Annotated in this window: 12 protein-coding genes; all 12 read left to right on the top strand. The window is 45.6% G+C overall.

Annotated elements, in window-relative coordinates; genetic code table 11:
- The first annotated feature begins 12 nt into the window (after positions 1-12).
- The 12 genes from THEBA_RS04780 (at position 13) to THEBA_RS04725 (ending at position 12633) form a co-directional block, all read left to right on the top strand.
- Positions 13-1002, top strand: a complete 990-nt coding sequence (locus THEBA_RS04780; protein WP_006492658.1) for an ornithine carbamoyltransferase — start codon at positions 13-15, stop codon at positions 1000-1002.
- Positions 999-2381, top strand: a complete 1383-nt coding sequence (locus THEBA_RS04775) for a dihydroorotase (protein WP_014730667.1) — start codon at positions 999-1001, stop codon at positions 2379-2381. The genes THEBA_RS04780 and THEBA_RS04775 overlap by 4 nt, the downstream gene beginning before the upstream one ends.
- A complete protein-coding gene (locus THEBA_RS04770; protein ID WP_014730666.1) occupies positions 2372-3670 on the top strand; it encodes an amidohydrolase family protein in 1299 nt (432 codons plus the stop codon). The genes THEBA_RS04775 and THEBA_RS04770 overlap by 10 nt, the downstream gene beginning before the upstream one ends.
- 11 nt (positions 3671-3681) lie before the next feature.
- Entirely contained in the window at positions 3682-4761 is a 1080-nt protein-coding gene (locus tag THEBA_RS04765) for a 4Fe-4S binding protein (RefSeq protein WP_014730665.1), read from the top strand.
- Positions 4758-6014 carry a threonine synthase gene (thrC, locus tag THEBA_RS04760; protein ID WP_014730664.1) on the top strand — a complete coding sequence of 419 codons (1257 nt, stop codon included), beginning with the start codon at positions 4758-4760 and terminating at the stop codon, positions 6012-6014. The genes THEBA_RS04765 and thrC overlap by 4 nt, the downstream gene beginning before the upstream one ends.
- Complete coding sequence (locus tag THEBA_RS04755) at positions 5986-6462, top strand: (2Fe-2S)-binding protein (protein WP_014730663.1); 477 nt, start codon at positions 5986-5988, stop codon at positions 6460-6462. Before thrC ends, THEBA_RS04755 begins: the two co-directional genes overlap by 29 nt.
- A complete protein-coding gene (locus THEBA_RS04750; RefSeq protein ID WP_014730662.1) occupies positions 6452-7024 on the top strand; it encodes a nucleotidyltransferase family protein in 573 nt (190 codons plus the stop codon). The genes THEBA_RS04755 and THEBA_RS04750 overlap by 11 nt, the downstream gene beginning before the upstream one ends.
- Before the next feature lie 63 nt (positions 7025-7087).
- The gene (locus tag THEBA_RS04745; RefSeq protein ID WP_014730661.1) at positions 7088-7927 is read left to right on the top strand and encodes an FAD binding domain-containing protein; all 840 of its coding nucleotides are present in this window, start codon (positions 7088-7090) and stop codon (positions 7925-7927) included.
- The gene (locus tag THEBA_RS04740) at positions 7917-8753 is read left to right on the top strand and encodes an FAD binding domain-containing protein (RefSeq protein ID WP_014730660.1); all 837 of its coding nucleotides are present in this window, start codon (positions 7917-7919) and stop codon (positions 8751-8753) included. The genes THEBA_RS04745 and THEBA_RS04740 overlap by 11 nt, the downstream gene beginning before the upstream one ends.
- Entirely contained in the window at positions 8750-9223 is a 474-nt protein-coding gene (locus tag THEBA_RS04735) for a (2Fe-2S)-binding protein (protein WP_006492646.1), read from the top strand. Before THEBA_RS04740 ends, THEBA_RS04735 begins: the two co-directional genes overlap by 4 nt.
- Positions 9216-11528, top strand: coding sequence for a xanthine dehydrogenase family protein molybdopterin-binding subunit (locus tag THEBA_RS04730; protein ID WP_014730659.1), 2313 nt, complete (start codon positions 9216-9218; stop codon positions 11526-11528). The genes THEBA_RS04735 and THEBA_RS04730 overlap by 8 nt, the downstream gene beginning before the upstream one ends.
- A 1-nt stretch (position 11529) precedes the next feature.
- Positions 11530-12633: a sugar ABC transporter substrate-binding protein gene (locus tag THEBA_RS04725; RefSeq protein WP_014730658.1), complete on the top strand. Its 1104-nt coding sequence runs from the start codon at positions 11530-11532 to the stop codon at positions 12631-12633.
- The last annotated feature ends 62 nt before the right edge of the window (positions 12634-12695 follow it).

Genomic DNA, 12695 nt, shown 5'->3' with positions numbered 1-12695 from the left:
GGAGGTAACATAATGAGTAGCATTTTGAGAGGCAAAGACTTCATTACCACACAAGATTTCGACAGAACTGAAATCGACCTTATGCTAGATTTATCTTCTGATCTCAAAAGAAGGTTTGCAACAAATGACCCCACACCTTTGCTTCCTTACAAAACCGTGTTTTTGATGTTCTTCGATCAATCTACGCGAACTCGAAATTCGATGGAAGCGGGAATTACACAGCTTGGCGGTCACGCGCATTATCTAGATCCATCGACAATGCAGACGGCACATGGAGAGGTTCCGAGGGATACCGCGATGATCCTTTCAAGATACGGTCACGCGATAGCAGTAAGACATTGCAAGTTCAAAGTCGGGAATTCCTACCTTCGATCTCTTGCAGAAAATGCAGATGTACCCATCCTGAATCTCCAGGATGACATCTATCACCCGATGCAGGTCATGGCTGACATAATGACAATGCGCGAGAGATTCGGAGCAAATCTTAGCGGACTGAAAGTTGCCATCACATGGGCTTATGCTGAAAGCCATTTGAAGCCTCTTTCCGTTCCCCAGTCACAGATTCTTCTTTTTACAAGATACGGAATGGACGTCAAACTGGCATATCCCGAAGGGTTTGACTTAATGCCGGATATCGTTGACCTGGCGAAGAAGAATGCAGAAGGAAGCGGTGCCAGGCTGGAGATACTTCACGATATGGATGAAGCCTTCAGAGATGCTGATATTGTGATTCCGAAATCATGGGGAGGGTTCTATGTTTCAGACGATCCCCAGGAAATAATGACGGAAGTGAGAAGAAACAAAGATTGGATATGCACTCCAGAGAGAATGAAGCTGGCAAACAAGAGGGCCATTTACATGCATGCACTCCCCGCCGACAGAGGCAGAGAAGTAGTGGATGAAGTAATAGACGGCCCACAGTCAGTTGTCATAGACGAAGCAGAAAACAGATTGCATACGGCCAAAGCTATCATGGCTCTTACAATGGGTGGAAGATCGTGACTTATGACCTTGCCCTCGAAAATGGAACGGTATGCACGGAGAATGGACTCTTTCCTGCAAACGTTTACGTTGAGGGTGAGGAAATAAGAGTGATTTCCTCGATTAAAGAGAAGTTGCCGGCAAAGGAGAGTATCGACTGCTCTGGTCTCTTCCTGCTTCCCGGGTTCATAGATCCCCATGTGCATCTAGGCCTGGCTCTAGGAAGATACACTTCTGCCGATAACTTTGAATCTGGATCGTCTCTTGCTCTGAGTGGTGGAGTAACGACGCTTATCGACTTTCTCGATCCAATCTCCGATCTTGCGCAATTAGAAGCTGCTAAGAGAGATAGAATGACAGCAGCTAAGGACAGCAGAGTAGATTACTCATTTCACGTAACCTTGGCTGGCAATCCGAGCTTCTCCGCGGAAGAAATCGCTAGATCGTCAATAGCCGCCAAGATGCCCTCGATAAAGGTCTTCACTACGTATAGCTCTTCCGGTAGGCGTTCGAACGATGGGATGATTTACAGTCTGCTTTCACTCTCAAGAAAGCTTGGATTCGTTTTGATGGCCCATTCGGAGAACGATGAGATAATAAGAGAAAGGGAAAAAGAATTCTCCAGGCCAACCTACAGAGATATCTCATCTCTTAGGCCGACTATTAGTGAGCTTTCCGAAGTCGCAATGCTTTCGCTTATCTCTCTGGAAGAAGAAGGACAGCTTTATATCGTTCATGTTTCAAGCGGAAAAACAGTTGAAGCTCTTTCTTCCCTTGGCCTCGACTGGAGAAGGTTCACAAAACTTGAAACCTGTCCGCAGTACCTACTACTAAATAATGATCCACTAAAAACCGACCAAGGATACCTGAACACATACTGCCCGCCACCGAGGACAGATCAAGAGCGCGCTCTTCTTCAATCTGCGCTTCGTAAAGGAGAGATATCTTCTATTGGAACAGACCATTGCCCGTTCCTCAACAGGGAAAAATGGGAAAATCGAGACGATTACCCCACGATACCTAACGGTACTGGCTCGCTGGGTATTTCCTTCGCAACCATCAACACGATCCTCGATGGTGATCTCAAAAGGGTTTCCTCACTTCTTTCGACAAATCCAGCGAGAATTTTCGGCCTCTTTCCAAAGAGGGGAGTTCTTGCTCCAGGAAGCATTGCTAATATCGCCATTGTCGATAGAGATGTGCAAAGCACTGTATCGAGGTCACGGTACACACGGTCAGACCACTCATTGTTTGAGGGTATAAAACTTAGAGGTTCCGTAGAAACCGTAATTCACAGAGGGAAACTGGCCTTTAAGAACGGTGACATCCTTTTACCGAAAGCCTCGGGACGCTTCATTGAAAGAGAGAACATTTACTGGGAGAAAGGCACATGCAAATAAACAACGTTTCGATTTATACAAATGATGGAGATTATATTCCAAAGGGATTCGTAAGGGTAGAAAATGGAAAGATAGTCAAGGTAGCAGCCGGAGAAAGCGCGTATGACGGCGAAAACTTCTATTTCGAAGGTAAGTTGCTCATGCCATCTCTAGTTAATGCCCATACTCACATATATTCAACGTTCGCAAGAGGGTTAAAAGTAGCTCCATTCAACCCTTCGTCTTTCACGAAATTACTTGAGCAACTGTGGTGGAGACTGGATAGAGCAATGACAGTAGAAGATCTCAAGATCTCCGCCTATGTGGCTGCCACAGAATCTCTTAAGAGCGGAGTTACATCTCTCTTTGACCATAATTCCTCTCCAAATGCAATAGAGGGTTCTCTTCGAGGTATCGCTTCTTCCGTGAATTCCGTTGGCCTAAGATACTGTGGAGCTTACGAGGTTTCGGACAGAGACGGAACGGAGCGGCGCGATAAAGGGATAAGGGAGAATTTGGATTTTAGCAGCGAAAGCTCGGCATACAGAAAGGGCATATTCGGACTCCATGCCTCCTTCACTTTATCTAATGAAACGCTTTCCCTTGCTTCAAGAGAGATAGCAGGAAAGATTCCCATACATGTCCATGTCGCGGAGGGACCTGAAGATCAGGAATACACAGTTAGTGTTCATGACTCGAGAGTTCTGGAAAGATTTCGCAGGGCAGGACTTATGACCGAAAATTCGATCTACGCTCACTGCATCCACACTACACCTTCCGAAAGGACTCTTGTCAAAGATTCAAGAGGATACATCGTCGTAAACTGTCAATCCAACGTGAACAATGGCGTTGGCTTTCCAGAATGGAGAAACTTTGCTAATGAAGGCATAAGAATACTTCTGGGAAATGACGGGTACGGGTTCAACCTGTGTCACGATGTTCGGTTCCTGATCCTTTGCCCTCATTACATTTACCGTGATCCGAAAGTTAGTTCTTCAGGTGATATCGGCCGTTCGCTTTTTGGCTCAAACTACGATCTGGCAACAAGGACCTTTGGTGTAAATCTCGGTACAATCAGGGAAGGGAGCAGCGCAGACTTCATTCTTCTAGATTATAAGAGCCCGACTGAAATCACGGCTGAGAACTTCGTCGACCATTTCTTTTTTGGTATATGCGAAAACATTGCGGTCAGCGACGCTTTCGTAGGTGGTGAACGAGTGCTGGCGGAAGGAAGACCCACAAGAGTTAATGAAGATGATATATACAAAGAGGCTAGAAAGCTTTACAAAGCTTTTGAAAAAAGGTTCTGAGGAGGTGCCTGGTGAAACTCGCTACTGAGATAGCCGGGATTCATCTAGAGAATCCCCTTATGCCCGCTTCCGGGCCACTAACCGGCGACCAGAGAAAAATGCGCGCAATAGAGGCAATGGGAGTAGGTGCAATGGTAACAAAAACAATATCAACGGTTGCAGCCAAGGTTCCCAGACCATGCATTATCGCAGAAAGGGACTTCGTAATAAACACAGAGCTTTGGAGTGAATTCTCACCTGAAAAATGGCTTAATGAATTTCTTCCAGATTACAGGAAGGAATCAGCGCTTCCTTTAATCGTTAGCCTAGGCTATTCACCAGAGGACTTAAGAAAGTTGGTCCCACGATTCGCCAAATTCGCAGATGCTTTTGAGTTGTCAACTCATTATGTTGCCGATGATCCGTCGCTTATCAGAGAGCTTATCTCTGCAGTAAAAGCGGGAACTGAAAAGCCTGTCTTTCTGAAATTCGATCCTTCCGTTCCCGATCCAGCGGAGATGGCGAGAGTTGTTCAGGAATCAGGTGGTGACGGAATCGTCGCTATCAATTCACTGGGTCCGGTTTACCCCATGGACCGGAGAGTAAATCGTTCTTATTTAGGAAGCAGGGACGGTTTCGGTTGGATTAGCGGACCGGTAATAAGGCGGCTATCCCTCTCATCGGTGAGAAGAATTCGTGAAGGTTGTACTCTCCCTATAATTGGAGTAGGCGGGATTGTCAGCGCAGACGATGTCGTAGACTTCTTATGCGCCGGGGCTTCTGCAGTTCAAATGTTGTCGGGAGCCCTGATAAGGGGAAAGGGGATATTCAAGAGAATTCTCGAATCGCTTCCCTCGGCTCTGGAAAAGAGAGGTTTTAAAAGCGTTGAAGAAGCAGTTGGCTCTGCAAAGGACCAGAAAGAGTCCTTTACCGTAAGAAATCCTGTAATTGATCATGATAAGTGCACTAGATGCGGTCTTTGCGTGGAGGTCTGCCCGTATTTTGCACTCAGTCTTCAGGAAAAAGTGGAGGTAGATTCAGCGGAATGCTTTGGTTGCGGACTTTGTGAATCCATTTGCCCAGTTGCTGCAATCGGAGGTGTCCTGGTTTGAGCAAGTTTCTTCTCAAATGTATAACATGCGGAAAGGAGTTTTCAGAAGAGGAAGAGGAATACTATTGTCCAGTTTGCGGCGAGCGTAGAGGAACCCTGGAAGTCGTTTACGACTTTGATCAAGTGAGAGAAAAATACGAATCTTCTTCGGTCGATCTCAACAACAGGGGTATTTGGGCATTTGATTTTCTTTTGCCATTTGAGAATTGTACCGATACTCCAAGGCTCTTCGTAGGCAATACTCCTCTATATAGAAACCATTTTTTGGAAGAAAAATACAAAGTATCGGAGTTACTCCTTAAAGACGACGGCAGGAATCCGACTGCTTCATTTAAAGATAGAGCAAGCGGTGTTGCAGTCTTAAAGGCGAAAGAAAAGTCTTTCGATACCGTTTTCTGCGCTTCAACGGGAAATGCAGCCAGCTCGCTTTCGGGATTTGCAGCTGTTAGTGGACTGAAGAGCGTGATCTTCGTCCCCGCTACAGCTCCTGCCGCCAAGATTACTCAGCTACAGGTGTATGGATCAAAAATCCTGGCAATAAATGCGAGCTACGACCGGGTATTCGATTTGTCGATGGAAATCGGTATGTCAAAGGGTTGGTACTGTAGAAATAGCGCAATAAATCCATACCTTCTTGAGGGGAAGAAGACTTGTGCAATGGAAATCGCATTCAAGACGAAAGACAGACTACCGGATTTTGTTTTTGTTTCGGCAGGTGATGGTACTGTCTTGTCAAGTTTCTACAAAGGGTTTGAAGATTTGATGAAGCTCGGTGTGATCTCTAAAATTCCAACCATAGTAGGAGTTCAGGCAGAAGGTTCAAACGCAATAATGAGAGCTTATGAAAGAGGATACCCATTTGAGCCAGTAGATATCGAGGCAAGAACGGTTGCGGACAGCATCAGTGTGGGAAAGCCAAGAGACGTTTTTAAGGCTTGCAGGTACACACAGAAGCATAATGGTTTGTTTCTTTCCGTTTCGGACGGTGAGATTCTCGGGAGTATAATTGAACTTGCCAGAGAAACCGGTGTGTTCGCCGAACCGGCAGGCGCTACGGCATTTGCAGGCTTCAAGAAGGCCAGAAGATTGAGTATTGTGAACGAAAGAAATAGTGTTGTCATCGTGGTAACTGGAAATGGTTTGAAGGACCTTAAGAGCGTTTCATATGTGCTTCCAAAGGTCGAGACTTTGTCACCGGTAAAAGATGCAATTGAGGAGGCTCTAAATGAAGATCAGCTTCACACTAAACAATGAACGGTTATCAATGGATGTAGTCGAAGATATGAGACTACTGGACTTCTTGCGTGATGAACTGGGCCTAACTGGAACAAAAGAAGGCTGTGGCGAAGGGGAGTGCGGCGCCTGTACCGTAATCATCGACGGGAAGGCAGTCAATTCCTGTCTCGTTCTTCTTCCCGAAATCGATGGTTCAGAGGTAACCACAATTGAAGGTCTCTCAAAGGATGGGGAACTAGACACCATTCAGAAGGCTTTTGTAGACGAAGGAGCTGTCCAATGCGGGTTCTGTACTCCAGGCATGATAATGTCGGCAAAGGCCCTTCTTGATAGAAACGATTCGCCAAGCGATGAAGAGATAATGGAGGCAATCGAAGGCAACCTTTGTAGATGCACAGGTTACTACAAGATTGTCCAGGCAATTAAGACCGCCGCAGAAAACCTCAGGAAAACTAATGGAAAGTAATTCTGTTTCGCTAATTCTTCTGGCGGCAGGGGAATCCAGTCGCTTTGGAGATGAGAAGCTCTGTTCTAATTTTAGGGGAAAGCCTCTTCTGCAATGGTCTCTCGATAATCTGAAGAATGTTGGTGTTCTTAACAAGTTTCTAATTATTAAGCCTGGCTTCGAACTCAATAGATTCGATACGGGAAGCTTCAAAATATTGATAAATGATGATTACAGAAAGGGAATTTCGACCAGCATAGTTAGAGGACTTTGCGAATGTGCTGAAGAGCGCACTGGAATTGTACTCATGCTTGCCGATATGCCTTTGGTTAGCGGAGAAGATGTCGAGTTTCTTCTGGAGTCACTTCTCCCTGAAGATGAGATGGTCTCCTTTGTGTATGACGGAAGAAAGGGTTTCCCGACATTCATAGCAAAGAAACTATTTCCCGAGCTCTTGAAAATCACTGGAGATAGGGGTGCTTTTCAACTTGTTAAGAATGGACAGGCGAAAATCCGTGAAATAGAAGGCAGTGAGCGTAATGTATTCGATATAGATTCGCCAGAAGATAGACTGCAAATCTGATGAGGTGTTCTTGAGATTTTGCTAAAAGCATCATTTTGCTCGAGAAATCCGGAGGTGAGGTTAGTGTCATTCAACGTTCTAATGCCAACCAGTGAAGAGGAGCTAGTTTCTCTTCTTTCGAAGGAAAGAAGTCACATTCTCTCAGGCGGCACCGACCTTATCGTAAAGATAAGGTTGAAGAGAGTGATTCCTAAGATTGTAGTTAGCCTTAAACATCTAAAGGGCCTTGACACAATTGAGGATCTCGGCGACAAGATAAGAGTTGGCTGCAGGGTAACGATTTCCGAACTCTTGAAGAGCGAAATAATCGACCGACACGGAAGAATCGTACAGATGGCCTTAAGACAAATAGGGAGTCCACAGATTAGAAACCGCGCCACTCTTGCTGGAAACATTGTTAATGCCTCCCCCGCCGGGGATTCGATAGTTGCGATGGTTCTCACGAACGCCAGTCTGTCAATAGGAAGCGCAAATGGTGAGAGGTATGAAAGAGTGGTGGACTTCATAAAGGGTCCTGGGGAGACAACTCTTTCAAGAGGAGAATTCGTAAAGTCAATAACATTTGAGAAGACTGACGCTCTCTTCCCGCAGTTCTACAAGGTTGGTCAGAGGAATTCTATGGCCATTTCGGTCGCTTCCGTTGGATCGTTGACTTCTGAGTCGGAAATTAGGCTTGCCTTTGGATCTGTTGCGCCGACCGTTGTCGTACCGATCGAGGCTTGTGAATACTACTCTGCAAAGAACGGGTCATTTGACGAAGAGCGGTTTGTCGAACTAGCTATGAAATGTGTGACACCCATTGATGATGTTAGAGCGACCGCCTGGTATCGGACCACTGTAGTAAGGAATCTGATTCATAGAACTCTAAAAGTCTGGAGAAAGAAGGGGTACAATGCTGTCTAATGTAAACGAGTACTTCAGACCTAAGACAGTCGAAGAGGCTTACGAACTTATGCAGAATGACAGAGATCATTCGATTTTCTTGTCTGGAGGGACAATTGTAGCACTTATGGAGTCCTCAAGAATTGAAAAGATAATCGACTTGAAGTTTCTTAGACTTGACACAATTTCAGTTACGGAGGGTGAAATAGTTGTCGGAGCAACTACGACTATTGAATCCTTTAGAAAGGACCCAGTTATCAGGAAGGAATTCGATGACTTCTTCTACGACGCCTTCTCATTAGTGGGTTCCTGGCAGATCAGGAACATGGCAACAATAGGTGGCTCGGTCGCTCCAAAACTTGGATGGTCGGATGTGAGCACCTGCCTTCTAACAACGGGTTCTAGTCTTATGATCTATGGGGTAGACGGATATCAGAGGATGTTAGTATCCGACTATTTTTCTTTACCTACAGGAGAAAAGCCTCTAATTACCCATGTAATGTTGAAGAGAGACGGCTGGGTTTCGGCCTTCGAAAAGTTCTCTAAGACTACTTTCGACATTGCAACCGTAAATGTTGGTCTCTCGATTATTCCCGAACGTAACCGAATAAAGGGTGCCAGGGTCGTATGTGGATCGAGACCTCAGTATCCAGCGAGATTCGAGAGCGTCGAAGCGGCAATGACAGACCTGGAGATAAACGATGTAATGCCTGCGATAGTTAGAAGCCTCGTTTACGAAAGCTTCTCTGGAGGATCTAACATGACCGCTTCTTTCGAGTATAGAAAACATCTCGCGTCCGTCCTTGCCCAGAGAGCTGCTGAAAAGGTTAAGGAGATGATCACATGAAAATAGCTCTTACAGTTAACGGGAAACTTCATGATATCGATATCGATCCAGGAGAATACCTGCTCGATGTACTGAGAAGAATCGGCTACAAAAGTGTCAGAAGAAGCTGTAATTCGGCAAGTTGCGGCACTTGCACAGTTCTCTTGAACGGCAAACCAATACTCTCTTGTTCTACTTTTGCAGCCTCGGTTGACGGTCAAAACATCGAGACTGTCGAAGGAATGGCAGATGGAGAAAAGCTTCACCCAATTCAAGAAGCTATTCTCGAAGAAGGGGGTGCCCAATGTGGATACTGTATCCCTGGACTAATAATGGCAGGAGAAGCTCTGCTAAGAGAGAATAGCGATCCCTCTGACGAAGAGATAAAACTCGCGCTAAATGGCAATATTTGTAGATGTACTGGCTACGAACCGCAGAACAGAGCAATCAAGAAGGCAGCAAAAGTGATGAGAGGTGAACTGGATGACTGATTCCTTCGTGACCGTAGGAAAACCAAAAAGGAAGGTGGATGGTCTTGCAATAGTCAGAGGTAAACCGGTATACACTCCAGACTACGACATGCCAGACGCTCTAGTCGTCAAGTTACTTCGCTCGCCTCATGCCCACGCTTTAGTAAAAAATATTGAAACGGAGCAAGCAAAGTTAATTAACGATGTTGTGGATATCTTCACTTTCAGTGATGTCGAGAGGATACCATATACAAGGGCCGGTCAGGGCTATCCCGAACCGTCACCGTACGACACCTTTCTCCTGGATAGAAAGGTTAGATACGTAGGTGATCCAGTGGCAATCGTAGCTGCGAAGACTGAGAAAGCAGCAAAAGACGCACTGAGAAATATCAAAGTTGAGTATGAAATCCTCGATGCCGTCTTAGAAATGAAAGAAGCTACAAAAGAGGGGGCGCCGATCATTCACGATGAAAGCGAATGCGCTGGAGTCTACGACAAATCCAGAAACATTGCGGCGCATTATGAAATGGATCTCGGAGATGTCGAAGAAACGCTCAAGACTTGTGATGTTGTGATCGAGAGGACTTATCATATCGACACACAGCTTCACGCAGCGCTTGAACCACACAACGCGCTTACATATTTGGACTCCGTCGGGAGGCTCATAGTAATCACTTCAACTCAAGTACCCTTTCATTGCAGGAGAATCCTCTCTCATATATTGAATAAACCAATTGCCGACATTCGCGTGATCAAACCGAGAATAGGTGGTGGCTTTGGTGGAAAACAGTCTGTGATAGTCGAGCCATACGCAGCATTCGTAACTCTCAGGACAGGTAAACCTGCAAGAATCACTTACACACGAGAAGAAGTTTCTATGGCGACAAATATCCGTCATGAAATGAGCTTCGATGTCACCGTGGGAGCGATGAAGGATGGAAAGATAAAGGCAATATCCCTGAATGGGATGTCAAATACAGGGGCTTACGGGGAACATTCTCTCACAACTTTTATGGTTTCCGGTTCGAAGACCCTGCCACTTTACAACAAAGTGGAAGCCGTTCATTTTGGCGGAGACATAGTTTATACGAACCTTCCTCCGGCCGGAGCGTACAGAGGATATGGAGCACCGCAGGGCCTTTTCCCGCTCGATTGTGCCATTGATGAGCTTGCTTACGAGATCAAGATGGATCCTCTTAAACTCAAAGAAGTAAACTCAATAAGAGAAGGGGAAACATCTCCGATTTTCGAGATAATGGGAGAAGGAAGAGAAGGCGTCCCTCAAACTATAAAAAGCTGCAAACTTCAAGAATGCATCGATCTTGGAAAGAACGAAATAGGCTGGGAGAGTAAGAGAGGGAAGAAGATCAGAAATGGAAGTAAAGTTCGAGGAGTTGGTTGTGCCCTCGCAATGCAGGGTTCGGGAATACCAAAAGTAGATATGGGTGCGGCCACAATAAAGATGAACGAAGACGGCTCATTCAACCTTCTCGTCGGGGCAACCGATCTTGGGACAGGAAGTGATACGATTCTTGCACAGATTGCAGCTGAGGTTCTCACGGTTCCGCTGGAAAGAGTCATCGTGTATTCATCCGATACAGATATCACCCCGTTCGATGTGGGGGCGTACGCTTCCAGTACTACTTATGTATCGGGAAACGCAGTTAGGCTAGCCGCCGAAAAAGTCAAGGACAGACTCTTTGAACTTGCAGGTAAATATCTGGAAAGAAGTGTGTCGGAACTGTCGCTCCAGTCGGGGATAATTACTTGTAAGGACGGTCCCTCTGTATCGCTGTCTGAACTCTGCACTGTGCACATGTATACTTTCAATCAACAACAGATCTCCGAGTCGGCTTCCTTCGTGGGCGAAGAATCCCCTCCGCCATTTGCAGCGAGTTTTGCGGAGGTTGAAGTTGACACCGATACCGGGAAAATTACACTATTGAATTTTGTGTCATATGCAGATTGCGGAGTAGCTCTAAATCCCATACAAGCGATTGGACAGCTTGAAGGCGCCTCTATGCAAGGAATTGGTTGGGCCCTCTTCGAAGATATCATTTACGGAAAGAACGGAAGGATGCTTACCAACGATTTCTTCACTTATAAAGTCCCTTCCCGGATGGACTACGGAAAGCTTACTTGCAGACTTGTCGACAGCTATGAACCTACAGGTCCCTTCGGGGCAAAAAGCATAGGGGAGATAGGAATCGACACACCGATTCCTGCTATAGCGAACGCGATATTCGATGCTACAGGAATTCGCCTAAGACATGCTCCATTCAAGAGCGAACGAGTTCTATTCGAAATTTTAAACATGGAGGTATGAAATGAAGAGATTGTTTCTATCTGTCCTTGTCATTTTAGTATGCTCTGCAGTGTTTGGCATAACCTTCTGGGTTAGCTGGGAAGGGGAGAAATTCTACAGGGATGCCGCCGCCGCATTCAAAGAAGAGACAGGGATTGATGTTGAGATTGTTTACTTCCCAAAGATTGAAGAAAAACTGAACATAAACCTGAAGACAGGGTACCTTCCCGATGCTGCTATGATAAAAGATACTTATGTGGGAGATGTCGCTGCATCTGGACGCAGTCTAAGTCTCAATCTTGCCAGTCTTACTGGCTACTCTCAGAAATTTCTGAACGCCTACGTATGGAACGGCGAAATTACCGCCGTTCCCTTTTACGCGGATTGTCAGGTCGCCTTTGTCAATCTCAATGCTTTTGAAGAAGCTGGTATCGTTTTGGGAGAGAAACTTGATTTTGATCAATTCGAAGCTATAAAGGAGAGCCTTACTGGAGTTGTTGATTACCCAATAGCATTTGATTTCACATCTCCTTACGTAATGTTCCCTTATGTCTCTGCTCTCATGTCTCAAGAGGAACTGTACGAACTAAATATCGGAGCCTCCGGAAGTAGAGAAATAGTATCTAAAATTAAGGAGTACTTCGACAATGGAGTGATTTCGAGACTGGAGAGAGCCGCAATGAACAAGCTCTTTGCTCAGGGTAAGATAGGTATAATGCTTCAGGGAAGCTACATGGCCTCCAAATTCAGGGAAAAAGGTCCCGACTTCGTGATGTTACCCTTTCCCAATATTGAAGGCGTAGAAGTAAGAGGTATCATTGACTCTAAGGGTTTTGCACTATTCAATAGTGATACCTGTGAGCAGTGCATGAGTTTTATTGGCTTTCTGAACGAGCATAGTCATGACTTCTTTGTAGAGTACGACAAGTATCCACTATTCGGTTCCGACTCTCCTCAAGAGCTGGAATCGGTAGTTAACCAAGGTAAGTTCATGCCGAATCTCCCGGGATATCAGTCTCTTTTGTTTGAGGCTCTAGAACCCGCATTGCAAGCAATATATAGCGGAGCAATGACTGTTGACCAGGCTCTTTCTGGTGCGCAGTCTTACATTGACTCTATAAGATAGTATGTCGGTAGTTTTGCCGATCTTCTTTGCACTGTGTCTGCTCTCTCTTTTACTAAGAAATA

Origin of the sequence: Mesotoga prima MesG1.Ag.4.2 (genome assembly GCF_000147715.2) — a bacterium.
Lineage (GTDB): Bacteria > Thermotogota > Thermotogae > Petrotogales > Kosmotogaceae > Mesotoga > Mesotoga prima.
Note: the sequence above shows the minus strand (reverse complement) of the source record. Positions and strands in the feature narration are given on the sequence as shown.

Bases quoted from the DNA above. Each gene is read 5' to 3' on its own strand.
- THEBA_RS04750 (WP_014730662.1), top strand. From the start codon at position 6,452: ATGGAAAGTAATTCTGTTTCGCTAATTCTTCTGGCGGCAGGGGAATCC.
- THEBA_RS04755 (WP_014730663.1), top strand. From the start codon at position 5,986: ATGAAGATCAGCTTCACACTAAACAATGAACGGTTATCAATGGATGTA.
- THEBA_RS04740 (WP_014730660.1), top strand. From the start codon at position 7,917: ATGCTGTCTAATGTAAACGAGTACTTCAGACCTAAGACAGTCGAAGAG.
- THEBA_RS04780 (WP_006492658.1), top strand. From the start codon at position 13: ATGAGTAGCATTTTGAGAGGCAAAGACTTCATTACCACACAAGATTTC.
- THEBA_RS04735 (WP_006492646.1), top strand. From the start codon at position 8,750: ATGAAAATAGCTCTTACAGTTAACGGGAAACTTCATGATATCGATATC.
- THEBA_RS04725 (WP_014730658.1), top strand. From the start codon at position 11,530: ATGAAGAGATTGTTTCTATCTGTCCTTGTCATTTTAGTATGCTCTGCA.
- THEBA_RS04730 (WP_014730659.1), top strand. From the start codon at position 9,216: ATGACTGATTCCTTCGTGACCGTAGGAAAACCAAAAAGGAAGGTGGAT.
- THEBA_RS04770 (WP_014730666.1), top strand. From the start codon at position 2,372: ATGCAAATAAACAACGTTTCGATTTATACAAATGATGGAGATTATATT.